Origin of the sequence: Pseudomonas sp. KBN10P06128 (assembly GCF_037574945.1) — a bacterium.
GTDB classification, from domain to species: Bacteria; Pseudomonadota; Gammaproteobacteria; order Pseudomonadales; family Pseudomonadaceae; genus Pseudomonas; species Pseudomonas aeruginosa.
Window position 1 is genome coordinate 6,483,652 of the sequence record NZ_JBBELR010000001.1, and the last position, 24,257, is coordinate 6,507,908.

At 66.9% G+C, this 24,257-nt stretch carries 25 protein-coding genes; 14 read left to right on the forward strand and 11 right to left on the reverse strand.

Going from position 1 to position 24,257, the window contains the following annotated elements:
- The first annotated feature begins 81 nt into the window (after positions 1 to 81).
- From VQ065_RS30230 to VQ065_RS30245, 4 genes are all read left to right on the forward strand, one after another.
- A complete protein-coding gene (locus tag VQ065_RS30230) occupies positions 82 to 849 on the forward strand; it encodes a substrate-binding periplasmic protein (RefSeq protein ID WP_003096415.1) in 768 nt (255 codons plus the stop codon).
- 42 nt (positions 850 to 891) lie between these two features.
- Positions 892 to 1,125, forward strand: coding sequence for a TIGR02647 family protein (locus VQ065_RS30235; protein ID WP_003096418.1), 234 nt, complete (start codon positions 892 to 894; stop codon positions 1,123 to 1,125).
- 148 nt (positions 1,126 to 1,273) lie between these two features.
- Positions 1,274 to 4,126: a class I adenylate cyclase gene (locus tag VQ065_RS30240; protein ID WP_003096420.1), complete on the forward strand. Its 2,853-nt coding sequence runs from the start codon at positions 1,274 to 1,276 to the stop codon at positions 4,124 to 4,126.
- A 40-nt stretch (positions 4,127 to 4,166) separates the two neighbouring features.
- The gene (locus tag VQ065_RS30245) at positions 4,167 to 4,865 is read left to right on the forward strand and encodes a glycine-rich domain-containing protein (RefSeq protein ID WP_003096422.1); all 699 of its coding nucleotides are present in this window, start codon (positions 4,167 to 4,169) and stop codon (positions 4,863 to 4,865) included.
- Positions 4,866 to 4,908: 43 nt separating this feature from the next.
- Here the strand turns inward: VQ065_RS30245 and rnk are convergent, their stop codons facing one another.
- The 3 genes from rnk to cyaY form a co-directional block, all read right to left on the reverse strand.
- Positions 4,909 to 5,313, reverse strand: coding sequence for a nucleoside diphosphate kinase regulator (gene rnk / locus VQ065_RS30250; protein WP_003096424.1), 405 nt, complete (start codon positions 5,311 to 5,313; stop codon positions 4,909 to 4,911).
- Positions 5,314 to 5,448: 135 nt separating this feature from the next.
- Positions 5,449 to 5,658, reverse strand: a complete 210-nt coding sequence (locus VQ065_RS30255; RefSeq protein WP_023443579.1) for a DUF1289 domain-containing protein — start codon at positions 5,656 to 5,658, stop codon at positions 5,449 to 5,451.
- Positions 5,636 to 5,971, reverse strand: coding sequence for an iron donor protein CyaY (gene cyaY, locus VQ065_RS30260; RefSeq protein ID WP_003121284.1), 336 nt, complete (start codon positions 5,969 to 5,971; stop codon positions 5,636 to 5,638). The genes VQ065_RS30255 and cyaY overlap by 23 nt, the downstream gene beginning before the upstream one ends.
- Positions 5,972 to 6,224: 253 nt before the next feature.
- On the opposite strand from cyaY, the gene lptM reads away from it, so the two are divergent.
- From lptM to VQ065_RS30290, 6 genes are read left to right on the forward strand one after another with little or no spacing between them, the layout of a single operon-like run.
- Complete coding sequence (gene lptM / locus VQ065_RS30265; protein ID WP_003096430.1) at positions 6,225 to 6,365, forward strand: LPS translocon maturation chaperone LptM; 141 nt, start codon at positions 6,225 to 6,227, stop codon at positions 6,363 to 6,365.
- A 10-nt stretch (positions 6,366 to 6,375) separates the two neighbouring features.
- Positions 6,376 to 7,623 carry a diaminopimelate decarboxylase gene (gene lysA, locus VQ065_RS30270; RefSeq protein WP_003096431.1) on the forward strand — a complete coding sequence of 416 codons (1,248 nt, stop codon included), beginning with the start codon at positions 6,376 to 6,378 and terminating at the stop codon, positions 7,621 to 7,623.
- A gap of 10 nt (positions 7,624 to 7,633) precedes the next feature.
- Complete coding sequence (dapF, locus tag VQ065_RS30275) at positions 7,634 to 8,464, forward strand: diaminopimelate epimerase (RefSeq protein ID WP_003096432.1); 831 nt, start codon at positions 7,634 to 7,636, stop codon at positions 8,462 to 8,464.
- Between the two features lie 30 nt (positions 8,465 to 8,494).
- Entirely contained in the window at positions 8,495 to 9,196 is a 702-nt protein-coding gene (locus tag VQ065_RS30280; protein ID WP_003096433.1) for a DUF484 family protein, read from the forward strand.
- A gap of 19 nt (positions 9,197 to 9,215) precedes the next feature.
- Positions 9,216 to 10,127, forward strand: a complete 912-nt coding sequence (gene xerC / locus VQ065_RS30285; RefSeq protein ID WP_003096434.1) for a tyrosine recombinase XerC — start codon at positions 9,216 to 9,218, stop codon at positions 10,125 to 10,127.
- Positions 10,124 to 10,822, forward strand: coding sequence for an HAD family hydrolase (locus VQ065_RS30290; protein ID WP_003096435.1), 699 nt, complete (start codon positions 10,124 to 10,126; stop codon positions 10,820 to 10,822). The genes xerC and VQ065_RS30290 overlap by 4 nt, the downstream gene beginning before the upstream one ends.
- A 30-nt stretch (positions 10,823 to 10,852) precedes the next feature.
- On the opposite strand, the gene VQ065_RS30295 is transcribed toward VQ065_RS30290, so the two are convergent.
- Positions 10,853 to 12,022 (reverse strand): MFS transporter, encoded by a 1,170-nt coding sequence (locus VQ065_RS30295; RefSeq protein WP_003096436.1) that lies wholly within the window; start codon positions 12,020 to 12,022, stop codon positions 10,853 to 10,855.
- A gap of 162 nt (positions 12,023 to 12,184) precedes the next feature.
- Here VQ065_RS30295 and VQ065_RS30300 point away from each other — a divergent pair, with 162 nt between their 5' ends.
- Complete coding sequence (locus tag VQ065_RS30300; RefSeq protein ID WP_003096437.1) at positions 12,185 to 13,561, forward strand: aminotransferase-like domain-containing protein; 1,377 nt, start codon at positions 12,185 to 12,187, stop codon at positions 13,559 to 13,561.
- Positions 13,562 to 13,585: 24 nt separating this feature from the next.
- Here the strand turns inward: VQ065_RS30300 and VQ065_RS30305 are convergent, their stop codons facing one another.
- The 5 genes from VQ065_RS30305 to glnK all read right to left on the reverse strand — a co-directional run bounded on the left by VQ065_RS30305 (position 13,586) and on the right by glnK (position 17,724).
- Complete coding sequence (locus VQ065_RS30305; protein WP_003096438.1) at positions 13,586 to 14,500, reverse strand: fimbrial protein; 915 nt, start codon at positions 14,498 to 14,500, stop codon at positions 13,586 to 13,588.
- A gap of 436 nt (positions 14,501 to 14,936) precedes the next feature.
- Positions 14,937 to 15,254 carry a transcriptional regulator SutA gene (sutA, locus tag VQ065_RS30310; protein WP_003096440.1) on the reverse strand — a complete coding sequence of 106 codons (318 nt, stop codon included), beginning with the start codon at positions 15,252 to 15,254 and terminating at the stop codon, positions 14,937 to 14,939.
- A gap of 77 nt (positions 15,255 to 15,331) precedes the next feature.
- Positions 15,332 to 15,757: a secondary thiamine-phosphate synthase enzyme YjbQ gene (locus tag VQ065_RS30315; RefSeq protein ID WP_003096441.1), complete on the reverse strand. Its 426-nt coding sequence runs from the start codon at positions 15,755 to 15,757 to the stop codon at positions 15,332 to 15,334.
- 260 nt (positions 15,758 to 16,017) lie between these two features.
- Positions 16,018 to 17,346 (reverse strand): ammonium transporter, encoded by a 1,329-nt coding sequence (locus VQ065_RS30320; protein WP_003109815.1) that lies wholly within the window; start codon positions 17,344 to 17,346, stop codon positions 16,018 to 16,020.
- Between the two features lie 39 nt (positions 17,347 to 17,385).
- On the reverse strand, positions 17,386 to 17,724 hold the full coding sequence (gene glnK, locus VQ065_RS30325) for a P-II family nitrogen regulator (protein ID WP_003096476.1): 339 nt from the start codon (positions 17,722 to 17,724) through the stop codon (positions 17,386 to 17,388).
- 439 nt (positions 17,725 to 18,163) lie between these two features.
- On the opposite strand from glnK, the gene VQ065_RS30330 reads away from it, so the two are divergent.
- The 3 genes from VQ065_RS30330 (at position 18,164) to betT (ending at position 22,068) form a co-directional block, all read left to right on the forward strand.
- A complete protein-coding gene (locus VQ065_RS30330; protein ID WP_003096478.1) occupies positions 18,164 to 18,424 on the forward strand; it encodes an accessory factor UbiK family protein in 261 nt (86 codons plus the stop codon).
- 40 nt (positions 18,425 to 18,464) lie between these two features.
- A complete protein-coding gene (locus VQ065_RS30335; RefSeq protein ID WP_014604121.1) occupies positions 18,465 to 19,958 on the forward strand; it encodes a YifB family Mg chelatase-like AAA ATPase in 1,494 nt (497 codons plus the stop codon).
- Between the two features lie 124 nt (positions 19,959 to 20,082).
- Entirely contained in the window at positions 20,083 to 22,068 is a 1,986-nt protein-coding gene (gene betT, locus VQ065_RS30340; RefSeq protein WP_003096496.1) for a choline BCCT transporter BetT, read from the forward strand.
- Positions 22,069 to 22,110: 42 nt separating this feature from the next.
- On the opposite strand, the gene pchP is transcribed toward betT, so the two are convergent.
- The gene (gene pchP, locus VQ065_RS30345) at positions 22,111 to 23,160 is read right to left on the reverse strand and encodes a phosphorylcholine phosphatase (protein ID WP_003096497.1); all 1,050 of its coding nucleotides are present in this window, start codon (positions 23,158 to 23,160) and stop codon (positions 22,111 to 22,113) included.
- A 150-nt stretch (positions 23,161 to 23,310) separates the two neighbouring features.
- Complete coding sequence (locus VQ065_RS30350; RefSeq protein WP_014604122.1) at positions 23,311 to 24,228, reverse strand: LysR substrate-binding domain-containing protein; 918 nt, start codon at positions 24,226 to 24,228, stop codon at positions 23,311 to 23,313.
- Positions 24,229 to 24,257: the final 29 nt, after the last annotated feature.

Genomic DNA, 24,257 nt, shown 5'->3' on the forward strand with positions numbered 1-24,257 from the left:
TTGTTTCGCCAAACGCCTGCCGCTCTGGTAGAAAGGTGGCGCCCACTCTCCGTGCCACCTGCTTTCGCGGAGCGATACCGGATGCGATCCTGGTTCCACTTCCTGCCCATCTGCCTGCTGCTGGCCCTTTCCGGCCCGGCAGCGGCCGTCCCGACAGAACCCCTGGTGCTCGGCGCCGAAGACGACTGGTATCCCTATACCGCCTACAAGGACGGCCGCATCCAGGGCATGAGCGCGGACATCGTGCGGGCCGCCTTCAGGGCTGCGGACACGCCGGTCCAGCTCAATCCCTACCCCTACTCCCGCTGCATGAAGCTGGCCCTGAAAGGCTTGATCGCCGGCTGCTTCAACACCTCGCCGAACCCGCACATCCTCGCCGACTACCGTCTGCCCCGGCATCCGTTGTTCCGCGCGGAGATCCAGCTCTGGGCGCGACGCGACGAAGCGCGGCCGGTGAATGCGGAGCAGGCGCTGAGCGGACGGAAAGTCGCGGTGACCCTCGGCTATGAATACGGCGACGGCTTCGATCGCCGCCACGACCTGGTGCGCATCCCGGTGCGCAAGGACTACTACGGTTTCCTCATGCTCCAGCGAGGCCGCGTCGACTACGCCCTGGCCTACCGCAATACGGCTCGCCAGTTGTTCAGCGAACATCCCGAACTGGAAGGCCAGTTCCAGCCGGTGGCCACGGTCCACCGCCCGGAGCTGTACCTGTCGTTCTCGCGCCGCCACCCGCAGGCCGAGCATCTGCTCGAACGCTTCGACCTCGGCATGCAGCGCATCCTCGCCAGCGGCGAGTACCAGAAGATCCTCGACGGCTGGAGCCAGGCCGCCGACGCTACGCCCTAGTCCAACTACACTCACCGGTGCTCAACACCGCAAGGAGCCGACATGGCCTTCACTCCCGAGCTGATCGACGAACTGGAACTGCTGGCGCTCTTCAACCTGAACAACACCCAGGAAGGACTCAAGGTCCATCACACCGCCGACGGCAAGGCCGTCGCCGCCGCCCGACGCCTGCACGACAAGGGGCTGATCGACCAGCCCGACGGCGGCTACCTGACTAGTCTCGGGCTGGACGCCGCGGAGCAGGCACAGGGCCTGCTGACCATCCTCAAGGGTTGACGGAAGCGGCCATCGCGACCTGCTCCCGACAGGCCGCGACGGTTGCCCCGGTTCGCGGTGCGGCGCTCAAGCCGCCGCGCTTCCGGGCGATACAATGGCATGACCGGAGCCAGGCACGGCGCCTGGCCTTGCCTGTGCCCGGACGCCCATGAACCGACACCCCGCACTCAGCCTCGATCTCGACGATGGCATCGACCGCAAGGTCCTCGGCCAGTTGCGCCAACGCTTCCTGGCGGTCAACGCCGGTCGCCTGCAACGCGCCCGGCAGGCGTTGTCCAGCCGCCAGGAGCGGGTCCTGCGCCTGCTACCGCTGCTGTTCCACATCAACCATCCGCTGCTGCCGGGCTACCTGTCGGCCAGCACGCCAGCGGGCCTGAGCGGTTTCGAAGCGGACGACGAAGTACTCGCCGAAGCCCAGCGCCTGGCCCGCTCGTTTGTCTACAAGCCACGCAGGCAAGAACCCGCACAGCAGCCGATCCACGGCCTGTTCCTGATGGGCAGCCTGGGGAGCCTGGCCCAGGAGGAACAGAGCGATCTCGACCTCTGGGTCTGCCATGCCCCAGAACTGGAGCCCGGCGCGCGCCAGGAGCTGCGCCGCAAGTGCGCGTTGATCGAGGACTGGGCGCGCAGCCAGGGCAGCGAGGTGCACTGTTTCCTGATCGACGTCGCCCGCTTCGGCCAGGACGAACGCGAAGACCGGAAGGAGCCCGGCGGCGACGGCAATACCCAGCACTTCCTGCTGCTCGACGAGTTCTACCGCAGCGCGATCTGGCTCGGCGGACGCACCCCTCTGTGGTGGCTGGTGCCGCCGGCCCATGAACGGCGCTACGACGAATACTGCCGGACCCTGCTCGGCAAACGCTTCATCCGCGCCGAAGAGGTGCTCGACCTCGGCCACCTGGCGCACATCCCCGCCCGGGAGTTCATCGGCGCCGGCCTCTGGCAGTTGTCCAAGGCCATCGATTCGCCCTACAAGTCGCTGCTCAAGCTGCTGCTCACCGAGGCCTACGCCAGCGAGCACCCGCGGGTCCGCTGCGTCGCCCTGCGCTTCAAGGAGCAGGTATTCGCCGGCCAGCTCGATCTCGACGAACTGGACCCCTACGTCCTGGTCTATCGCCATCTCGAACGCTACCTGCGGGAACAGCAGGCGCCGGAACGCCTGGAACTCGTGCGGCGCTGCCTGTACCTCAAGGTCGGGCGCAAGCTCGGCGGTCGCCAGCGCCAGGCGCAGAAGGGCTGGCAGCACCTGTCGATGGAGCGGCTCGTCGCGGAATGGCAATGGGAGCCTCGCCGCTTGGCCCTGCTCGACAGCCGCAGCCAGTGGAAGATGCGCCAGGTGATGGAAGAGCGTCGCACGGTGGTCAACGAACTGACCTACAGCTACCGCCTGCTGTTCCAGATCGCCCGCCTGCAAGGCGCTGACAGCGGCATCGACAGCCGCGACCTGGGCCTGCTCGGCCGCCGCCTGTATGCCGCCTTCGAGCGCAAGGCAGGCAAGGTGGAGAACATCAACCCGGGGATCGCCCCGGATCTCGGCGAAGACGTCCTGACCCTGGTTCAGCTGCCCGCCGACGACGACCGCGAGCAGGCGCAGTGGGCGATCTTCCCCGGTGCCCTGGGCGCTCACCAGTGGCCTGACTACGCGCCGCTGAAACGCAGCCTCAGGCTGGTCGAGCTGCTCGCCTGGTGCCATCGCAACGGCGTCATCGACAGCGCCACCCGGCTGTCCCTGCATCCCGGCCAGAGCGACCTCGGCGATGCCGAACTGGACAATCTCCTGGGCAGCCTGCGGCAGTTCCTGCCGGTCCCCCTGGCGACCGTGGACGACGCCGACCTGCTGCAACCGCGTCGGCTCAAGAGCGTCCTGCTGCTGGTCAACGTCGGTGTCGACCCGCTGCGCCACCACAGCCAGATGAACCTGCACATGGCTACCGGGCGTACCGACGTGCTCGGTTATGCCGGGGTGCGCGACAACCTGGTGCTGACCCTCGACCAGCTCAGCCTCAACAGCTGGAACGAACTGACGGTGCGCCATTACGCAGGCCCTCAGGCGCTGCCCGAGTGCCTTGCCGAGTTCCTCGACGCCGTCCGCGAAAAGCCCGGAAGCCTGCCGCAGCCGCCCGAACTGATGGTGCGCTGCTTCTGTCGCAACCGGGCCGCCGCCATCGCCGTGCGGGTCGAAGAGCTGTTCCGCGAAACCTACGGGCAACTGCTTGGCGGCCAGCCGAGCCGCTACCTGCTGCAGATCCGCCAGCAGTACCACCTGCTGGAAATGTCGCCGGAAGCGGTCAGCCACGAGAGCCTGCCCGACCTGCCGAGCCTGCTCCAGCACCTGGGCCGCGAGCGCGATGGTTACAGCGCCCTGAAGCTGGATCGCCACGCCCTGGAAGGCGAGGACCTCGGGCTGATCCTGTCCATGGGGCGGCCGGACTGCATCCAGGTGTTCTACCGGCGCGACTTCGACAGCGCCGAGATCAGCCTGCTCGACGAACGCAACGCGCTCTGGCGCCAGCGCCAGGCGTTGCGTGACGAACGCAGCCTGCTCGCACCGCTGCAGCGCTTCCTGCAATCGCTGCTGTACCGGCGCAACGCCCTGTCGCTGGCGGAACAGGTGCCGGCCTCGCTGGATATCCGCTACTACGAGTTGCTCTCCAACGACGGCAGATTGCACGTCGAGCCTCGCGAAGCGCCGGAGGCCCTGGCCGGACCCGCGTTGTACGAGCTACAGGCGCTACTCGAACGCGGCGAACGCAAGCGCGTGCAGGTCACCCTGTACTGCGACCACCAGGAGTTTTCCGAACTGGAGTACGGCGCCGGCCTGTTCAAGGCGGTCGCCCGGCATATCCTGGCGCATCGCGCGGAAAGCGAACCCTACCCCTGCTACCTGACCGACCTCGACCTGTCGCGGCTGTTCGCCGACGAACAGCCGCAAACGCTGCACTATCTGCGTTATAAAAGCGTCCTGGAAACGGCGCTGAACCAGGCGCTGCTGGAACAATGACCCAGCGCCGCACCGCGCGGGGCTCGACAAGGACGTACGGATGGCACTCCTCGGTATTACCCTGCTCGCTGGCGCCGCATTCGTGGGCGGCTATCTCTACCGCCGCGGCCTGGATCGCCGGCGCTACCGCTTCATCCAGCAATTCCGCCTGCCGCCGCGGGTCGCCCAGGCGGTCCGCGAGCGCTATCCGCAGCTCAGCGAGGAACAGGTCCAACGGGTGCTCGGCGGCCTGCGCGAATACCTGCTGCTATGCCGCGCCGCCGGCAAGCGGATGGTCGCGATGCCATCACAGGTGGTGGATGTCGCCTGGCACGAGTTGATCCTGCATACCCGGCTCTACCAGCACGTCTGCCGCAAGGGACTCGGGCGCTTCCTCCACCATACGCCGGCGCAGGCGATGCGCAGCCCCCGACAGGCCCAGGAAGGCATTCGGCGCGCCTGGAAGCTGGCTTGTCGCCGCGAAGGCATCGACCCCCAGAACCCCACGCGCCTACCGCTGCTGTTCGCTCTCGACACGGAACTGGCGATCGCCGACGGCTTCCGCTACACCCTGAACTGCGCGCAGCGGCAAGACGGCGGCGCAGCGGTGTATTGCGCCAGCCATATCGGTTGCAGCAGCGGCTGCGCCAGCGATAGCGGCAGTACCTTCGGTTCGGACGGACAGGATTCGCGCCACGGCTGCGGCGGCGATAGCGGTGGGGACGGCGGCAGCGGTTGCGGGGGCGGTGGGGGCGACTGAGGGTCGCGAAGCCCGTCGCCGGGAGGCGACGGGCGAAAACCGATCAGCGCGCGTAGTCGCCGGCGGCTTCCGGCTGGTATTCGATTTCCAGCAGGGTCAGCTTCAGCGTCTTGCCGCTCGGCGCCGGCCAGTCGATGGTCTGGCCGATGGTCAGACCCAGCAGCGCGGTGCCCACCGGCGCGAGGATCGAGACCTTGCCTTCGCCGGCCACGTCTTCGGGATAGACCAGGGTCAGGGTGTACTCCTTGCCGCTGCTTTCCTCGCGGCAACGCACGGTGGAGTTCATGGTCACGACGCCCGGCGGAATCTCGTCATGCCCCACCACCTGGGCGCGCGACAGTTCGGCCTCCAGCGCCTCGGCGGCGGGTCCGAATTCGTCCAGGCCATCCAGCAGGCGCTCCAGGCGCTGCAGGTCCAGACGAGTGATGGTGATCGGCGGCGTGCTCATGATCGCAGGCGTGCTCCTTGGTCCGGTTCGGTTGATCGATGAAAAGCAGGAATCGCAAAAAAGCAAAAACCCCGCCCGAAGGCGGGGTTTTCCCGGACACTAACACAGTCGCAGGAATTAGCAACATCCCCCCTATCAGGAGAGACGGCCCGCCAGCGACTGGCGTCGAGCGGCCTGTGACCTGATCTGCAAGCGGCGGGAATCGTCGGCCTTGCCCCACTCGCGGATTTCCGCCAGGGAACGTCCGCAGCCGACGCAAACGTCCGCATCGTCGAGGCAGCACAGGCGCCGGCAAGGCGAAGCCACCACCGGCGGCGAAGCCTCAGAGACCGGGGAACTCGACATCCTCGCCCCCCTGCTCCAGGGTCGCCCGGTTGAGCAGCGCGCCCAGCGGTTCCTGGCTGCCATCGTGGCGCCAGAGACCGCTGGCCTCGTCGTAATCGAAGTGGAAGCCGCCCGACTTCGCCGCCACCCACAGCTGGCGCAACGGCGCCTGGCGGCTGAGGATCAGCTGCGAGCCGTTCTCGAAGCGTACGGTGAGCACGCCGCCGGCGTTCTCCAGGTCGAGATCCAGGTCGCTGTCATCGAAGGCGTCTTCCACCTGCTGCTGGAGCGCATCGACCAGGTCGTGGAAACGCGCTTCATTCATCGTACTCATGCATTGCCTCGGCATTCGCTAACGGGAAAAAAGGCGGGCGACTACCTTCGTCTTGCCCTATTCCGACAATTCTACGCTGGTATTGCCGTAGTCCGCGCTGTTTTGCCGCGACGCTCGCGGAAAACGCCGGCGCCCCCTCTGCCTCAGGCCATTCCCCTGCAAGCCCCGGCACACCTGATCCGGCTCGCATAGGCAAGGCGCCGGGGGGTCGGTATACTCCGGAACAATTCACGTTTTCTACAAGGATTCCGTCATGAAGCGGCTGTTCCTGTCCTTCGTCGCGCTCGCCCTCCTCGCCGGCTCCATCGCCGCCTGCGGCCAGAAAGGCCCGCTGTACCTGCCGGACGACGAAAAAGCCAAGAAAGAACACAGCAAAGACCGCTACGGTTTCTGAGAGAGCGCCCATGGACACATTCAGTTACCGCGACGGTGAGCTGTTCGCGGAAGGGGTGGCGCTTTCCCGCATCGCCGAGCGTTTCGGCACGCCCACCTACGTCTACTCCCGCGCGCACATCGAGGCCCAGTACCGCGCCTATGCCGACGCCCTCGCCGGCATGCCGCACCTGGTCTGCTTCGCGGTCAAGGCCAACTCCAACCTCGGGGTGCTGAATGTGCTGGCGCGCCTCGGCGCCGGTTTCGACATCGTTTCCCGCGGTGAGCTGGAGCGTGTCCTGGCCGCCGGCGGCGATCCGGCCAAGGTGGTGTTCTCCGGCGTCGGCAAGACCCGCGACGACATGCGCCGCGCCCTGGAAGTCGGTGTGCACTGCTTCAACGTCGAGTCCGGCGAAGAGCTGGAGCGCCTGCAACGGGTGGCCGCGGAACTCGGCGTGAAAGCGCCGGTGTCGCTGCGGGTCAACCCGGACGTGGATGCCCAGACCCACCCCTATATCTCCACCGGCCTGAAAGAGAACAAGTTCGGCATCGCCATCGACGAGGCCGAGGCGGTCTACGCCCGCGCCGCCGAGCTTGACCACCTGGAGGTGATCGGCGTCGACTGCCACATCGGCTCGCAATTGACCCAGCTGGAGCCCTTCCTCGACGCCCTCGAGCGCCTGCTCGGGCTGGTCGACCGCCTGGCCGGCAAAGGCATCGGCATTCGCCACCTGGACCTCGGCGGCGGCCTCGGGGTGCGCTACCGCGACGAACAGCCGCCGCTGGCCGGCGACTACATCCGCGCCATCCGCGAGCGCCTGCATGGCCGCGACCTGACCCTGGTGTTCGAGCCGGGCCGGTCCATCGTCGCTAACGCCGGCGTGCTGCTGACCCGCGTCGAGTACCTCAAGCACACCGAGCACAAGGATTTCGCCATCGTCGACGCGGCGATGAACGACCTGATCCGCCCGGCTCTCTACCAGGCCTGGATGGACGTGCAGGCGGTACGCCCGCGCGATGCCGTGCCGCGCCGCTACGACCTGGTCGGGCCGATCTGCGAGACCGGCGACTTCCTCGCCAAGGATCGCGACCTGGCGCTCGCCGAAGGCGACCTCCTGGCGGTGCGCTCGGCCGGCGCCTACGGCTTCGTCATGAGCTCGAACTACAACACCCGCGGTCGCGCCGCCGAGGTGCTGGTGGATGGCGAGCAGACCCACGAGGTCCGTCGCCGCGAGACCGTCCAAGAGCTCTACGCCGGCGAAAGCCTGCTGCCGCAGTGAGGCCCAGACCATGCTTTTGCGCTTCACCAAGATGCATGGCCTGGGCAACGACTTCATGGTCCTCGACCTGGTCAGCCAGCACGCCCATGTGCAGCCCAAGCACGTCAAGCTCTGGGGCGACCGCAACACCGGGGTCGGCTTCGACCAGTTGCTGATCGTCGAAGCCCCGAGCAGCCCCGACGTCGACTTCCGCTACCGGATCTTCAACGCCGACGGCTCCGAGGTCGAGCAGTGCGGCAACGGCGCCCGCTGCTTCGCCCGCTTCGTTCAGGACAAGCGCCTGACGGTGAAGAAGAGCATCCGCGTAGAAACCAAGGGCGGCATCATCGAGCTGAATATCCGCCCGGACGGCCAGGTCACGGTGGACATGGGTCCGCCGCGCCTGGCCCCGGCTGAGATACCGTTCCAGGCCGAGCGCGAAGCCTTGTCCTATGAGATAGAGGTGAATGGCCAGCTCGTCGAACTGGCCGCGGTATCCATGGGCAATCCCCATGGCGTGCTGCGCGTCGAGAACGTCGACAGCGCACCGGTACACAGCCTCGGTCCGCAACTGGAAGTCCATCCGCGCTTCCCGAAGAAGGCCAACATCGGCTTCCTCCAGGTGCTCGATCCGCACCATGCGCGCCTGCGCGTCTGGGAGCGCGGCGTCGGCGAGACCCAGGCCTGCGGCACCGGCGCCTGCGCCGCGGCGGTTGCCGGGATTCGCCAGGGCTGGCTGCAATCGCCGGTGCAGATCGACCTCCCCGGCGGCCGCCTGCACATCGAGTGGGCAGGTCCCGGCCAGCCCGTTATGATGACCGGGCCTGCCGTCCGCGTGTATGAAGGCCAGGTCCGCCTGTAAGGGCCGTCGCCCGCGAGAACCGAGACGCTTATGACCGAGAAAAGCCAGGAACCGACAGCAGCGCTGGACGCCGAGCAGGTGGCCGCCTATCTGAGCCAGCACCCGGAGTTCTTCGTCGAGCATGACGAGCTGATCCCCGAGTTGCGCATCCCGCACCAGCCCGGCGACGCCGTGTCGCTGGTAGAGCGCCAGGTACGCCTGCTGCGCGAGCGCAACATCGAGATGCGCCACCGGCTCTCGCAACTGATGGACGTGGCCCGCGAGAACGACCGCCTGTTCGACAAGACCCGCCGCCTGGTCCTCGACCTGCTCGACGCCACCAGCCTGGAAGACGTGGTCAGTACCGTCGAGGACAGCCTGCGCCACGAGTTCCAGGTGCCCTACGTGAGCCTGATCCTGTTCAGCGACAGTAGCGTCTCGGTGGGCCGCTCGGTGAGCAGCGCGGAGGCGCACCAGGCCATCGGCGGCCTGCTCTCCGGCGGCAAGACCGTCTGCGGCGTGCTGCGTCCACACGAACTGGCGTTCCTCTTCGGCGAGAGCGACCGCGACGAGATCGGCTCCGCAGCGGTGGTCTCCCTGAGTTTCCAGGGCCTGCACGGCGTGCTCGCCATCGGCAGTCCCGATCCGCAGCATTACAAGAGTTCCCTCGGCACCCTGTTCCTCGGCTACGTCGCCGAGGTCCTGGCCCGCGTGCTGCCGCGCTTCTCCTCGCCGCTGCGCTCGGTCCGCTGAGCGCGGCGGGCGGTCCGAGATGCGCGCCGACCTGGATGCCTTCCTCGAACATCTGCGCAGCGAGCGCCAGGTCTCCGCGCACACCCTCGACGGCTACCGCCGCGACCTGCTGAAGATCCTCGCCCTCGCCGAAAAGGCCGGGCTCTCCGACTGGAACGCCCTCGACACCCGCAGCCTGCGCACCTTCGTCGCCCGCCTGCACCAGCAGGGCCAATCCAGCCGCAGCCTGGCACGGCTGCTCTCGGCGACGCGCGGCCTCTACCAGTACCTGCTACGCGAAGGGCGCTGCCGGCACGACCCTGCCAACGGCCTGAGCGCGCCGAAGAGTCCGCGCAAGCTGCCCAGGACCCTCGACGCCGACCGCGCCCTGCAATTGCTCGACGGTGCCGTGGAGGATGACTTCATCGCCCGCCGCGACCAGGCCCTGCTGGAGCTGTTCTATTCCTCCGGGCTGCGCCTCTCGGAACTGGTCGGCCTCGATCTCGAATGGCTGGACCTCAAGGAAGGCCTGGTGCGAGTGCGCGGCAAGGGCAACAAGGTCCGCGAGCTGCCGGTCGGCAAGGCCGCGCGCCAGGCGCTCGAAGCCTGGCTGCCGCTGCGCGCCCAGGCCGCTCCGGAAGACGGAGCGGTGTTCATCGGCCGCGGCGGCAAGCGCCTGACGCCACGGGCGATCCAACTGCGAGTGCGCCAGGCCGGCGTCCGCGAGCTGGGCCAGCACCTGCACCCGCACATGCTGCGGCACTCCTTCGCCAGCCATCTGCTGGAGTCGTCCGGCGACCTGCGCGCCGTGCAGGAACTGCTCGGCCACGCCGACATCGCCACGACCCAGATCTATACCCACCTGGACTTCCAGCACCTGGCCTCGGTCTACGACCGCGCCCATCCCCGCGCCAAGCGCAAGGGCAACGCCGATGGAGGCAACGACCCATGAGCAGCCTGCGACTGATCACCTTCGACCTCGACGACACCCTGTGGGACGTCGCCCCGGTGATGAACAACGCCGAGGCCCTGCTCCGCGAATGGCTGGCGAGCAACGCGGCGCGCCTGGGTCCGGTGCCCATCGAGCACCTGTGGGCGATCCGCACCCGCCTGCTGGATCGCGAACCGATGCTGCGCCACCGTCTCAGCGAGCTGCGCCGGCGCATCCTGTTCCATGCCCTGCTCGACGCCGGTTATCCACAGGCGGAGGCGGAAAGCCTGGCCGAGGCCGGTTTCCAGGTATTCCTCGAAGCGCGCCACCGGGTCACCCTGTTTCCCGAAGTTCACCCGACCCTGGAGATCCTCGCCGACCGCTTCACCCTCGGCGTGCTCACCAACGGTAACGCCGACGTGCGCCGCCTGGGCCTGGCCGACTACTTCCGGTTCGCCCTCTGCGCCGAGGAACTGGGCGTCGGCAAGCCCGACCCGACGCCATTCCGCGAAGCCCTGAAGCGCGCCGGCGTCGAGGCCTCGGCAGCGGTACACATCGGCGACCACCCCAACGACGACATCGCCGGAGCGCGCCGCGCCGGCATGCGTGCCATCTGGTTCAACCCAAACGGCAAGCCCTGGGCCGGGGAGGAAGAGCCGAGCGCGGAGATCCGCAGCCTCGCCGAGCTGCCGGCCCTGCTCGCCCGCCTGCAATGACGAACCGGGCCCCCGGTCGCGGGTAGCGCCCTAGGCACGCGAAGCGCTGGCCTTGAAGCGCCCGACCCCGCGCAAGATGGAAAACGCCACCGCAACGGCAGCCAACGTCAGCGACACGCCGAAAAGCAGCAACGCCGTCGACGCACCGAAGCGATCCGCGATCAACCCGGTGAAGATCACCGGCAGGCTGAAGCCGAGGTAGGCCAACAGGAAGTAGCCCGCGCTGGCCCGCGGCTTTTCCGCACCGGCCAGGACATTCACCGCCGACAGCCCGCCCAGGTAGGTGAAGCCGTAGCAGGAACTGCTCGCGCCCAGCGCACCGAACAGCACCGCAGCCAGTGAGCCGTGGATCGCGCCCCAGGCCAGCAGGGCATAGCTCGGCGGCAGGATCACCAGCCCCAGGCAGGTCGCCGAGGCCGGCGCCATCCGCCGCGCCAGCGGCTGGAACAGCAGGCCGCAGCTGATCACGGTGAAGGTCGAGAAGCCCGACCAGCGCGCCAGCCCGTGGGCCGCCAGCAGCGAAGGCAGGACCGCGATGACCAGGCCCACAGTGGCCCATGCCAGCAGGATCGAGAAGCCGTACGGCAGGCTGCCGGCGGGAAAGAACGGCAGCCGCAGCATCGGCGTATCGCGCCCGCGCGGCGCCTCGTCCGGCAGGCCCGCCACCGCCGCCAGGGCCATGCAGGCCAGTCCCAGCTGGACCCAGAAGCTGCCGGGCACCAGGCTCTCCCGGAACAGCAGGAACAGACTGGTCAGTGCCGCGCCGAGGCCGAAGCCGAGCGAGGTGCTGGCGGTCACCCAGTTGGCCGAGGTGCGGGAATCCCCGCCTGCCATCAGTTCGCTCATGTAGGCCGTCCCGGTGGCCGATGCCAGGGCCGTGCCGACGCCGAGCAACAGGCGCGCCACGCCGAGCGCCTCCAGGCGCGGCCAGAGCGCCATCACCAGGGTGGCCACCATCGACAGCAGCAGCGCGACGACGATCGGCTGCTTGCGCCCGATCCGATCGGACAATCCGCCGAGTACCAGCAGCACCGGCAGTACGCCGAGCACATAGCCGGAGAAAGCGCTGGCGGTGGCTGCCGCGCCGTAGCCGGAAAGCTCCGCGTAGGCGGTGTACAGCGGCGCCTGGAGGTTCACCGCCAAGGTGATCAGGCACAGGCCGAAAGCCAGGCATGCGGCGTGGCGACGGGTATTGCTCATGCGGTTCTCCGTTCAAGGGCCTGTCGCGGCAGAGCGATGGGCATTGGCTAGCCCGCGAGAAGAGGCGTCGACTATCCGGCGCGACGGCGCTACGGAACAAGTAACAGCTGTTCGGATTTGTGCTTAACTGTTCGCCTGAAAAGACCGAACAGTGAGTCAGGCATGCATCTCCGGATCGACCGCAATGCCAGCGAGCCGCTGGTGCAGCAGATCGTCGCAGGGGTCAGCGGCTGGATCCGCGGCAATCGCGTCCGCGCCGGCACGCGGATTCCGTCGATACGCCAGTTGGCCAGGGAAAACCAGCTCAGCCAGTCCAGCGTGATCGAGGCCTACGACCGCCTGGTCGCCCTGGGGATGCTGGAATCGCGGCACGGCTCGGGGTTCTTCGTCGCCGAGGCGCCCGCCGCCACTACCGACCTCGACAGCGAATGGCACGAAGGCGCGGAAAGCGCATGGGGCCAGTTCAGCGGCAGCTCGACGAAACTCAAGCTCGGCTGCGGCTGGATTCCGGACAGCTGGCGGGAAGTCGAGGAACTCAGCTACGCGATCCGCCAGGTCGCCCGCAGCGAACTCGCCGGGCTGTTCGACTACAGCACTCCACTGGGCCTGCCGGCGCTGCGCCAGCACATCCAGAAACGTCTGCGGCTGATCGATATCCATGTCGACCCGGAGCAGATCCTCACCACCACCGGCGCCAGCCATGCCCTCGACCTGTTGGTACGCACGCTGCTCAAGCCGGGCGACGTGGTAGTGGTGGAGAACCCCGGCTACTACAACCTGTTCAACCTGCTGAAATTCCACGGGGTGAAGATGCTCGGCGTGCCGCGCACCCGCCACGGCCCGGACACCGCCGCGCTGGAGGCGATCCTCCTCGCACACAAGCCGAAGTTCCTTTTCACCAACAGCATGTACCACAACCCCACCGGTACCAGCCTCAGCCCCTCGGTGGCCCACCGCGTGCTGCAACTGGCCGAGCAGCATGACTTCCACATCGTCGAGGATGACATCTACGCCGACTTCCAGAACGGCCCCAGCACCCGCCTGGCAACCCTCGATTCGCTGCGCCGGGTGATCTACCTGGCGAGCTTTTCGAAGACCCTCAGTTGCTCGCTACGGGTCGGCTACCTGATCGCCGGCCCCGAGCTGATCCGGCGCCTGGCGGATGTGAAGATGTACACCAGCATCGGCAGCCAGCGCTTCGCCGAATGCGTGGTCTCGACCATGCTCGCCAACGGCAGTTACCGCAAGCTGGTGCAACGCCTGCGCCAGCGCCTGACCCGGCAGATGGCGACGACCCTGCGGGTGCTTGGGGACAACGGCTGGGAGGTGTTCGCCGAACCGGTCGGCGGGATGTTCGTCTGGGCCCGTATCGGCGATTACCCGTTCGCCGAATTGCAGGCCGTGGCGACACGCCTGGACGTGCTGCTGTCGCCGGGCAGCGGCTTCAGCCCGGAAGGCGAGGAGAGCGACTGGCTGCGTATCAACATCGCCTATGCCAGCGACCCGCGGGCCCTGGCGTTCTTCGAGGCGTTCGGGTGAGGCGCGCTCTTGCCCTCCCCTGCCTCACTGGTAGTCGAGCAGGATCACCATCGCGGCCAGGACCGAGCCGGGCGTGATTTTCTCGGCGGTCTGCACATAGGACGCTTTCATCGGGATCCAGTACGCCCCGCCGGTGTTCTTGTCGTACGCGGTCACCGGCAACGAGAGTCCCATCCGTAGCGGCACGCCGGCCTCGTCGGTGACCCGGATCGATACGCCGGTCGCGGTGCTGCCCGCCAGGCGCGGCAGCACACCCGAGCCTTCGGCCACCGCCCCCCCCACCGCTTGAAGGCTGTAGCCGACGCGGTTGTACCCGCGAGGACAGCCGGCCACTACGAGATTGAACGGGGTAACGGCCGCGTAGGTGCCGACGCCGTTCAGCCGGGCGGCAGCGATCGACTGCAGCTTCACGGTCTGGTCGGCGACCTGGCAGGTCGCATTGATCGTGGTGACGCTCCCGGTCAACCTGACGGAAGAGGTGCCAGACGCGACAAGCCCGTCCTTGTAGGTAATGAGGAAGTACGAGTTGAACGCTCCGCTCGCGAACTGGCCGTCGGAGAGCGGCGTCGAGTTGCGGAACAACTGGACCTCCGCGATTTGCGAGAAAGTGCCCTTGAAACGGCTGCTCGCCGGTATGCCATCCAGCAGCAGGCGCACCGAAAGGCCCGGCACGTTGGTATTCAGGTCCGGACCATCGACCGGGTCCCAGACACTTCCCTTGTTGTACAGAGAGACGCCGATGAGATCGCAGCTGGGCTTGCCGCACAGTTGCATGGGAGTGAACGTGTAGCGCGACGTGACGTTTCCCTCGGGAAGGATCGAGGGGACGGCGATATCGCGGCCGCCGAAAGCGTACAGATTGGCAGCCATGCTGGTGCCGGCGGGAACGAACAGGACTGCCGCGATCAGCAGGGTTCGACGGAACGTCTTGAACTCCATGGGATGACAACCGATGTGTCCGGCATGTCCGGGAAAATCCGGCGGAACCGGCGCGAACTTGATGGGTGGCGAATCTTTTCAGAACGCCTGGAAAAGAGCCATAAGACAGGACCTACACGGCTCCGCGAATCCACCTAAGAATCGCTAGGAAAATTCTTAAGCAAGCTCTACAGCTCGCTCTCCGGCAAGTGCAGGATCGGCCCCGGACGCCGCTTGGAGCGCCTGGATGGCAAGCAGCTTCGGTTGACGATGTGGAACGGTAGCGCTGCCACCGGAAAGGAAAAGGCCTTGGCCCGTCGCCAGCCGTGCCTGAACAGGCGAAAGATCGGCTCGCCAACCGGGATGCGGCGGGGCGAGATGCCCGCCAAGATAGCAGGCGCCATAGCACAAGGCCCGCCACTCCCTCACGGGTGGCGGGCCTTGGGATGACGCGAAATCAGATGGGGCGGCTGCCGTACTTGCTGTCCGGCTTCTTCGGCGGATCGGCCACCACGTTGGGTTCGATCTCCTGCACCTTTCCACCGCGGGAAAGGAATTCCTCCATCGCCTTGGCGAGGGCGTCACGCTCTTTCTGCTTGGCTTCGACCGAGGGCAGTTCCTCTTCCACCACGGCGGCTTTCGCCTTCTTGCCGGGGGCGGGGGCCTCGTCGCCGTCACTGCTGTCCGCTTCGCCGTCGTCGGCCGCGGCCAGCTCTTCGCCGTCGTCCTCGTCAGCGCCGTCCAGCTCGTCCTGTTCCAGTTCTTCTTCGCTCATGGTCAACCTCTCGGTGCTGCAAAAGCAGGTTAGTTATAGCCCAGCCGCGCGTTTTGATGAGCGCCGCCGGAAAAAATTCATACTGACTCGCCCTGCCAGGTGGCGAGCACGCGCCGTGCCCCGCCCCTGTCCCGGTGTTCACCGAGATAGATCCCCTGCCAGGTGCCCAGTGCCAACCCTCCCGACTGTATCGGCAGGGTCAGTTGGCAGCCCAGCAGGCTGGCCTTGAAATGCGCCGGAAGGTCGTCCGGACCTTCGTCGTTGTGTTCATAGCCGACTTCGCCGCGTGGCGCCAGCCGCTCGAAAAAACGCTCGAAATCCCGGCGTACGGCAGGATCGGCATTTTCATTCAGGGTCAGTGAAGCCGACGTATGTTGCAAAAGCAGGTGCAGCAGGCCGACCCGGCACCGCCGAAGCTCCGGCAAGGCGTCGAGTATCTCCTCGGTGACGAGGTGAAAGCCCCGCGGACGCGGGCGCAAGGTGATCAGGGTCTGCTGCCACATGCTGCTGTTCCAAATCGGCTCCGATCCGTCGCGCCGCGCATTCTAGCGCGGCATTTGAAAAAGCAAAGAGCGTAAGAGACAGACCTGTGAAAGCTGAGGGTTGCGCAGTCCGCCGGCAGTCGCTGAAAGACCGGTTGCGGAGAGGTCGTGGCGGTCGCGGGAAGTGCCCAGGACTTTCGACGCACAAGGGCATGGCGTTCGGCGAAGGCGAGCGCGGGAGGCAAGCCGACGCCCGGCGGAAAGCCGGGCGCCGGCACGTATTACAGGTTGTAGCCGCGCTCGTTGTGCAGCGCCAGGTCGAGGCCGACCGCTTCCTCTTCCTCGGTGACCCGCAGGCCCATGACCAGGTCCAGCACCTTGAGGATCACGAAGGTCACCACGGCGGTGTAGACCACGGTGAAGGCCACGCCCTTGAACTGCACGAAGAACTGCGCGCCGATGTCCTCCACGCTGCCGAAGCCGCCCAGCGACGGCGCCGCGAAGATCCCGGTGAGCAGCGCACCGACGATACCGCCGACCGCATGTACGCCGAAGGCGTCGAGGGAATCGTCGTATTTCAGCGCGCGCTTGAGACTGGTGGCGGCGAAGAAGCAGATCACCCCGGAGGCCAGGCCGATCACCAGCGCGCCCATCGGACCGGCGGTGCCGGCGGCCGGGGTGATCGCCACCAGACCGGCGACCACGCCGGACGCGATGCCCAGGGCGCTCGGCTTGCCGTGGGTGATCCACTCGGCGAACATCCAGGCCAGGGCCGCGGCGGCGGTAGCGATCTGGGTCACCAGCATGGCCATCCCGGCGGTGCCGTTGGCGGCGGCGGCGGAACCGGCGTTGAAACCGAACCAGCCGATCCACAGCATGGCCGCCCCGACCAGGGTGTAGCCGAGGTTGTGCGGCGCCATCGGCGTGGTCGGGTAGCCCTTGCGCTTGCCCAGCACCAGGCAGGCGACCAGGCCGGCGATACCGGCGTTGATGTGCACCACGGTGCCGCCGGCGAAGTCCAGCACGCCCCAGTCCCACATCAGGGCGCCGTCACCGCTCCAGACCATGTGCGCGATCGGCGCGTAGACCACGGTGAACCAGACCGCCATGAAGATCAGCATCGCCGAGAACTTCATGCGCTCGGCGAAGGCGCCGACGATCAGCGCCGGAGTGATGATCGCGAAGGTCATCTGGAAGGTGATGAACACGCTTTCCGGGAACAGCGCGGTGGCGGAAGTCAGGCCGTCGGCGGTGAGACCGCTGAGGAAGGCCTTGTCCAGCCCGCCGACGAAGGAATTGAAGTTGAGGACGCCCTTCTCCATCCCGGCGGTATCGAACGCCAGGCTGTAGCCATAGACCACCCAGAGAATGGTGATCAGGCCGGTGATGGCGAAGCACTGCATCATGATCGACAGCACGTTCTTCGCTCGCACCATGCCGCCGTAGAACAGCGCCAGACCGGGGATGGTCATGAGCAGGACGAGCGCAGTGGAGATCAGCATCCAGGCGGTGTCGCCGCTGTTCAGGACGGGTTCCTCAGCGGCCAGGGCGACGCCCGGCAAAGCGAGGGACAATAGGGCTCCTAGCCCTGCGATCTTACGCAGAGTCATGTTGGTATTCTCCTGGGGCTTTTGGGGGTTCGGTTGGGCTTAGATCGCGTCGGTATCGGTTTCGCCGGTACGGATGCGGATGGCCTGTTCCAGGTTCACCACGAAGATCTTGCCGTCACCGATCTTGCCGGTATTGGCCGCCTTGGTGATCGCCTCGATGACGCGGTCCAGCTGGTCGTCGGCGATCGCCACGTCGATCTTCACCTTGGGCAGGAAGTCGACGACGTACTCGGCGCCGCGATACAGCTCGGTGTGGCCCTTTTGCCGGCCGAAACCCTTGACCTCGGTCACCGTGATGCCCTGCACACCGATCTCGGACAACGACTCGCGGACGTCGTCCAACTTGAACGGCTTGATGATGGCAGTGACTAGCTTCATGAAACTCTCTCCCGTGTTTGGTGGACTCGCCCCAGGAAAACGAACCCGAGGACAGTCTAAGCGCAGTGTCTGGCTTTGTAACGCGCCGGTCCCTCTGGGAAGCATGATCGGGACCCTCCGCCCCGACCTGGCCCTGCTGCGGCCGTTCGATGCCGCAACCTGCCGGCCTCCCGCAACCGCCTCATCTGCCGCACCGGTACTGCTTCAGTGCACGCCTCACCCCGGCCAAAGCAGAAAGCTTGCCAGCTCCGGCAAATCCGCCGGATTTCAAGCCCTTAGCCGCCAACCCGGGGATAGTGCGGAACGCCGGCCTCCGGGCGGCGCACCAAATAGGCGCAGACGCGCTCCGACAGTTGCGCAAAAAGTGTGCAATGGCCCTCCCGCGAGCGCCGCCGACATCGTGCTAGACTGCCGCCCACTCGTTACCGGAACCCTCGCCATGCTGCCGCCCAAAGCCGTCTTCGAAGCCCTCAGCCAACAAGCCAGCCGCCTGTTCGCCGGCGAATCGCCGTTGCCCAAGGCCGAACTGGAGTCGCAGTTCCGCGCCCTGATGCAGAGCGCTTTCAGCAAGCTCGACCTGGTCAGCCGCGAGGAATTCGACAGCCAGATGCTGGTCCTCGCCCGCACCCGCGCACGGCTGGAAGCCCTGGAGGCCAAGGTGGCGGAACTCGAAAGCAAGCTGACGCCGCCCGCCGACTGATCCTTCCCCCTGCGAGCGGCGTGAGATCAAGGAGCGATCCATGTCCCTGGCGATTGTCCACAGCCGAGCCCAGGTCGGCGTCGAAGCCCCCTGCGTCAGCGTCGAGGCGCACCTGGCCAACGGCCTGCCTTCGCTGACCCTGGTCGGCCTGCCGGAAACCGCGGTGCGCGAGAGCAAGGACCGCGTGCGCAGCGCCCTGCTCAATGCCGGTTTCGACTTCCCCGCGCGGCGCATCACCCTCAACCTCGCCCCCGCCGACCTGCCCAAGGACGGCGGTCGCTTCGACCTGGCCATCGCACTCGGCATCCTCGCCGCCAGCGGCCAGTTGCCCGGCACCACCCTCGACGGCCTGGAGTGCCTTGGCGAACTGGCCCTGTCCGGGGCGATCCGGCCAGTGCGAGGCGTATTGCCGGCCGCGCTGGCGGCGCGCGACGCAAGGCGCGTTCTGGTGGTACCGAAGGAAAATGCCGAAGAGGCCAGCCTGGCCAGCGGGCTGACGGTGTTCGCCGTGGACCACCTGCTGGAGATCGCCGGACACCTCTCCGGCCAGGCCCCGCTGCTGCCCTACCAGGCCCGCGGCCTGCTCCGCGCGCCCTTCCCTTATCCAGACCTGGCCGAGGTCCAGGGCCAGGCCGCCGCCAAGCGCGCCCTGCTGGTGGCCGCCGCCGGCGCGCACAACCTGTTGCTCAGCGGCCCGCCGGGCACCGGCAAGACCCTCCTGGCCAGCCGCCTGCCCGGCCTGCTGCCGGCGCTCGACGAGGACGAGGCCCTGGAGGTCGCAGCGATCCATTCGGTGGCCAGCCACGTCCCCCTCAGGCACTGGCCGCAGCGACCGTTCCGCCAGCCGCACCACTCCGCCTCCGCGCCGGCCCTGGTCGGCGGCGGCAGCCGCCCGCAGCCGGGCGAGATCACCCTGGCGCACCAGGGCGTGCTGTTCCTCGACGAACTGCCGGAGTTCGAGCGCAAGGTCCTGGAGGTCCTGCGCGAGCCGCTGGAAAGCGGCGAGATCGTCATTGCCCGGGCCAACGGCCGGGTACGTTTCCCGGCGCGCTTCCAACTGGTGGCGGCGATGAATCCCTGTCCCTGTGGCTACCTCGGCGATCCCAGCGGCCGCTGCCGCTGCACCCCGGAACAGGTCCAGCGCTACCGGGGCAAGCTGTCCGGACCGCTGCTCGATCGCATCGACCTGCACGTCAGCGTGCTCCGCGAAAGCACCAGCCTGCAGCCAGGACACGGCGAAACCGCTACCGCCGAGATCAGCGAACGGGTTGGCGCCGCACGGCAACGGCAACTGGCCCGCCAGGGCTGCGCCAATGCCCATCTCGACCTCCAGGCGATGCACCGCAATTGTGCACTCGCCGAAGCGGACCGCCGCTGGCTGGAGGCTGCCGGAGAGCGCCTGGAACTTTCCTTGCGCGCCTTGCATCGCATACTCAAGGTGGCCCGGACGCTGGCCGACCTGGAGCGCATCGATGCCATCGAACGCCGGCACCTGGCGGAAGCCCTGCAGTATCGGGCAACGACCTCCACGTGAAGCGTAATAATTCAGCAAAGCTATCGATTAAGGCTTTTCGAATCAAATTAGCTATCACGATGTGTTAGGCTGTTTCGTCTTCCGCCTTCGGCGGGCAATCCGATCACAAGGAGAGCTAGCTTACATGGAGACACCCACTACCCCCCGGAGCACCCTGAATCCTCCGGTCTTCTATACCTCCGCCGCCCTGATCCTGGCCCTGGTGCTGTTCACCGTGCTCCTCCAGGAAGAAGCGCAATCGCTGTTCAACCACGTCCAGCAATGGATCATCACCAACGCCAGCTGGTTCTACGTACTGGCCGTGGCGCTGATCCTGATCAGCGTGGTGTTCCTCGCCGTCAGCCGCTACGGCGACATCAAGCTCGGCCCCGACCACAGTCGTCCCGACTACCGCAACACCACCTGGTTCGCCATGCTGTTCTCCGCCGGCATGGGCATCGGTCTGATGTTCTTCGGCGTTGCCGAACCGGTGATGCACTTCACCACCCCACCGGTAGGCGAGCCGAACACCGTGCAGGCGGCGAAGGAAGCGATGAAGCTGACCTTCTTCCACTGGGGCCTGCATGCCTGGGCGATCTACGCCATCGTCGCGCTGATCCTGGCCTTCTTCAGCTATCGCCACGGCCTGCCGCTGACCCTGCGCTCGGCGCTGTATCCGCTGATCGGCGAACGTATCTACGGCCCCATCGGCCACGCGGTGGATATCTTCGCGATCATCGGCACCGTGTTCGGCGTGGCGACTTCGCTCGGCTACGGCGTGCTGCAGATCAACAGCGGCCTGCACCACCTGTTCGGCTGGCCGGTGAACCAGACCGTGCAGATCGCCCTGATCGCCGCCACCTGCGGCCTCGCCACGCTCTCGGTGGCCAGCGGACTGGACCGCGGCATCCGCATCCTGTCCGAGCTGAACCTGAGCCTGGCGGTGATCCTGCTGCTCTTCGTGCTGGTCCTCGGGCCGACCGTGTTCCTCCTGCAAACCTACGTGCAGAACACCGGGGCCTACCTGTCCGACATCGTCAACAAGACCTTCAACCTGTACGCCTACGAGCCCACCGACTGGATCGGCGGCTGGACCCTGCTGTACTGGGGCTGGTGGCTGTCCTGGTCGCCCTTCGTCGGCCTGTTCATCGCCCGTATCTCGCGCGGCCGCACCATCCGCGAGTTCGTCTGCGGCGTGCTGTTCGTCCCGGCCGGCTTCACCCTGCTGTGGATGACGGTGTTCGGCGATACCGCCATCCACATGGTCCTGCAGGAGGGCTTCACCCAGTTGGCCGAAGTGGTCAACCAGGACAGTTCGGTGGCGCTGTTCGCCTTCCTCGAGCACTTCCCGCTGGGCAGCGTGATTTCGCTGGTGGCGGTGCTGATGGTGGTGGTGTTCTTCGTCACCTCGGCCGACTCCGGCGCGCTGGTGGTGGACATGCTGGCCTCCAGCGGCAAGGACCACTCGCCGCTCTGGCAGCGGATATTTTGGTCGGTGCTGATGGGCGTGGTGGCCATCGCCCTGCTCCTCGCCGATGGCCTCAAGGCGCTGCAAACCGCGACCATCGCCAGCGCGCTGCCATTCTCCATCGTGCTCCTGGCGTCGATCTGGGGCCTGTTCAAGGCGCTGCACCTGGATGCCACCAAGCGCGGCATCCGCTACCAGGCGCTGACCTTCTCCCGCCCCACCACGCGCAGCGGCGCAAGCGAGGGCGACGGTTGGCAGCGCCGCCTGCGCAACATCGCCATGTTCCCGAGGCGCAGCCACGTCAACCGCTTCATCACCGATGTGGCGCGACCGGCCTGCGAGGACGTCGCCGCCGAACTGCGCAAGCAGGGCTACGAAGTCCAAGTGCAGGACGGCGAGGACGGCCGGGTTCGGCTGGAAGTCAGCCACGGCGGCGAGGTCGATTTCATCTACGAGGTGCGTCCGCGCGCCTTCACCACGCCGAGCTTCGTGATGCGCGACACCGAGGACAGCAGCGAGTCGCGCAAGTATTTCCGCGCCGAGGTCCATCTCCAGGAAGGCGGCCAGGACTACGACATCATGGGCTGGAGCCGCGACGGCGTGATCGGCGACATCCTCGATCAGTACGAGCGGCACATGCACTTCCTGCACGTGGTGCGCTGAGGGATGCGGGGGCCGGCCAATGCCGGCCCCTCGCCGTTTCGCCTACTGGATCTGCTCCGGGGTGACGATCACCCAGTTCCTGTCCGCCGTCACCGGCAGGCCGGCCTTGGCCTGGGCGGCGGAATGCTGCTTGATCATGCCGTTGATCTGCTCCATGTACTTGGCCTTGCGGTTGACCCACAGGTGCACGCCGTTTTCCGCGGTGCCGTTGAACAGCATGTAACCGTCGCTGTCCGGGGTATCGCCGGCGACCAGGATCGGCCGCTTCCAACGGTCGATGTAGGTGAGGATCGCAGCCTGCTTGCCGGCCATCCAGGTCGCCGGGGTCCACAGGTAGGGGGTCACCTCCAGGTCGAGGTTGGCCTTGGGATCGTACTTGCCCTCGGCGATCTGCTTGCGCGCGGTGCTCAGCTCGCCGGTCTTGCGGTTCTTCAGCAGGGTGGTGACGCCGATGACGTTCTCCGGCTTGGCGTTGTAGCCATACCTGGGGTCCGCCGCGACCATCCGCACCAGTTCCTCGTGGGCCGCGCTGATCACGTAGACCTCGATGCCGTTTTCCATCAGCTTGTTGTACAGCTCGCGCTGGCCGCTGAACACGCGCGGCGGCTCGACGTCGAGCGTGGCGAGCTTGTCGCCGTCGTAATAGGTGGCGGGGATCGGCTTGCCGTAGGCCATCAGTTCGTCGACATAGCCCTTCAGTTCCCTGAGGGTGAAGCCTGAGAACACCTGGGCGACCCAGGGATAGCAGACCATGTCGTCGATCTCGCAAAGCCGGTAGTAGTAGCTGAACAGGCTCTCCTTGTGCCCGGCCTGGTCCTTGAACGGGATCAGTTTCAGCGAAGGGTCGAGCCTGTCGCGGGTCAGCACGCCCTTCATTTCCAGATAGGGCAGCAGCGATTCTTCCAGGTCGTAGCGATAGCTGGTGTTGTCCATGTCGAACACGGCGTAGGCGCCCTTGTTCGCGTTGGCCTCGATCAGTGCATTCAGTTGCCTGGCGGCGGGGGCCGGCCAGTGCTCGAGTTCGGTGGCGCTGGCCTGGCCGACTGCGGCGGCGAGCGCCAGCGCGGCGAGTATTCCTTTGGCGAAGGTCATGGCGGGTTCCTTTGGGCGGTTGGAAGGAAGCTCCGTCCCCTGCCGCTCCCGACAGGCAACGACCAACGACCCTAGCGCAAACCCTGCGCCCGGCCCAGCGACGGCAGCGACCTGTAACGTCGCGTCAGCGCCAGGAGTTGTCCGGCGGCGTCACGCCAGCCGCTCGACGACGGGCAGACGCATCGCCGCCACCTCCGCGAGGAGGAAGTCGCGCAATCGCTGGAAGCGTTCCTGTCCCCTGCGGGCGCGAGGCCAGACCAGGTGATAGCTTTCACCGCTGGCCACCGCCACCGGCCAGGGCAGGCCGATGCGGCCCTGGGCGACATCCTCGGCGACCATCACCAGGTCGCCGATGGACACGCCATAGCCTCGCGCGGCGGCGACGATGCCCAGCTCCAGCGTGTCGAACACCTGGCCGCCCTTGAGCGACACCTCGTCCCCCAGCCCGGTCCGCTGCAGCCAGCGTCGCCAGTCGCGACGATCCGGCGTGGGGTGCAGCAACTCGCTGTCACGCAGGCGTTGGAGGGTCCAGGGCTCCACGGCCTCGTCGGGTTCGCAGACCGGTACCAGCCATTCGGCGAACAGCGCTGCCGTTTCCCATTCCGGGCTGAACTGGCCGCTGCCCAGCAACACCGCGCAGTCGAAAGGCTCGCGCTGGAAATCCACCGAGTCCACATCCATCCAGGCACTGGTGAGCTGCACCTCGATATCCGGGTTCAGGTGGCGGAAGCGGCTCAGGCGCGGTAGCAGCCAGCGCAGGGTAAGGGTGGAAGGCGCCTTCAGGCGCAGGGTGGCGTCGTCCACGCGCAGGGCGGTGCAGGCCCGTTCCAGCGCATCGAAGCCGTCGCGCAGCCCGGGCAGCAGCAGGCGTGCCGGCTCGGTCAGCCGCAACTGGCGGCCATGGCGCTCGAACAGACGACAACCGAAGAGCTCTTCCAGGGTACGGATGTGCCGGCTCACCGCGCTCTGGGTTATCGCCAGTTCCTCGCCGGCGCGGGTGAAAGAGGCGTGCCGGGCGGCAGCCTCGAAGGCGCGCAGGGCATACAGCGGGGGCAGGCGACGGGTCATTGGGGAATTACCTCTTTCATGACTTTTAC

Bases quoted from the DNA above. Each gene is read 5' to 3' on its own strand.
- VQ065_RS30230 (WP_003096415.1), top strand. From the start codon at position 82: ATGCGATCCTGGTTCCACTTCCTGCCCATCTGCCTGCTGCTGGCCCTT.
- VQ065_RS30235 (WP_003096418.1), top strand. From the start codon at position 892: ATGGCCTTCACTCCCGAGCTGATCGACGAACTGGAACTGCTGGCGCTC.
- VQ065_RS30240 (WP_003096420.1), top strand. From the start codon at position 1,274: ATGAACCGACACCCCGCACTCAGCCTCGATCTCGACGATGGCATCGAC.
- VQ065_RS30245 (WP_003096422.1), top strand. From the start codon at position 4,167: ATGGCACTCCTCGGTATTACCCTGCTCGCTGGCGCCGCATTCGTGGGC.
- rnk (WP_003096424.1), bottom strand. From the start codon at position 5,313: ATGAGCACGCCGCCGATCACCATCACTCGTCTGGACCTGCAGCGCCTG.
- VQ065_RS30255 (WP_023443579.1), bottom strand. From the start codon at position 5,658: ATGTCGAGTTCCCCGGTCTCTGAGGCTTCGCCGCCGGTGGTGGCTTCG.
- cyaY (WP_003121284.1), bottom strand. From the start codon at position 5,971: ATGAGTACGATGAATGAAGCGCGTTTCCACGACCTGGTCGATGCGCTC.
- lptM (WP_003096430.1), top strand. From the start codon at position 6,225: ATGAAGCGGCTGTTCCTGTCCTTCGTCGCGCTCGCCCTCCTCGCCGGC.
- lysA (WP_003096431.1), top strand. From the start codon at position 6,376: ATGGACACATTCAGTTACCGCGACGGTGAGCTGTTCGCGGAAGGGGTG.
- dapF (WP_003096432.1), top strand. From the start codon at position 7,634: ATGCTTTTGCGCTTCACCAAGATGCATGGCCTGGGCAACGACTTCATG.
- VQ065_RS30280 (WP_003096433.1), top strand. From the start codon at position 8,495: ATGACCGAGAAAAGCCAGGAACCGACAGCAGCGCTGGACGCCGAGCAG.
- xerC (WP_003096434.1), top strand. From the start codon at position 9,216: ATGCGCGCCGACCTGGATGCCTTCCTCGAACATCTGCGCAGCGAGCGC.
- VQ065_RS30290 (WP_003096435.1), top strand. From the start codon at position 10,124: ATGAGCAGCCTGCGACTGATCACCTTCGACCTCGACGACACCCTGTGG.
- VQ065_RS30295 (WP_003096436.1), bottom strand. From the start codon at position 12,022: ATGAGCAATACCCGTCGCCACGCCGCATGCCTGGCTTTCGGCCTGTGC.
- VQ065_RS30300 (WP_003096437.1), top strand. From the start codon at position 12,185: ATGCATCTCCGGATCGACCGCAATGCCAGCGAGCCGCTGGTGCAGCAG.
- VQ065_RS30305 (WP_003096438.1), bottom strand. From the start codon at position 14,500: ATGGAGTTCAAGACGTTCCGTCGAACCCTGCTGATCGCGGCAGTCCTG.
- sutA (WP_003096440.1), bottom strand. From the start codon at position 15,254: ATGAGCGAAGAAGAACTGGAACAGGACGAGCTGGACGGCGCTGACGAG.
- VQ065_RS30315 (WP_003096441.1), bottom strand. From the start codon at position 15,757: ATGTGGCAGCAGACCCTGATCACCTTGCGCCCGCGTCCGCGGGGCTTT.
- VQ065_RS30320 (WP_003109815.1), bottom strand. From the start codon at position 17,346: ATGACTCTGCGTAAGATCGCAGGGCTAGGAGCCCTATTGTCCCTCGCT.
- glnK (WP_003096476.1), bottom strand. From the start codon at position 17,724: ATGAAGCTAGTCACTGCCATCATCAAGCCGTTCAAGTTGGACGACGTC.
- VQ065_RS30330 (WP_003096478.1), top strand. From the start codon at position 18,164: ATGCTGCCGCCCAAAGCCGTCTTCGAAGCCCTCAGCCAACAAGCCAGC.
- VQ065_RS30335 (WP_014604121.1), top strand. From the start codon at position 18,465: ATGTCCCTGGCGATTGTCCACAGCCGAGCCCAGGTCGGCGTCGAAGCC.
- betT (WP_003096496.1), top strand. From the start codon at position 20,083: ATGGAGACACCCACTACCCCCCGGAGCACCCTGAATCCTCCGGTCTTC.
- pchP (WP_003096497.1), bottom strand. From the start codon at position 23,160: ATGACCTTCGCCAAAGGAATACTCGCCGCGCTGGCGCTCGCCGCCGCA.
- VQ065_RS30350 (WP_014604122.1), bottom strand. From the start codon at position 24,228: ATGACCCGTCGCCTGCCCCCGCTGTATGCCCTGCGCGCCTTCGAGGCT.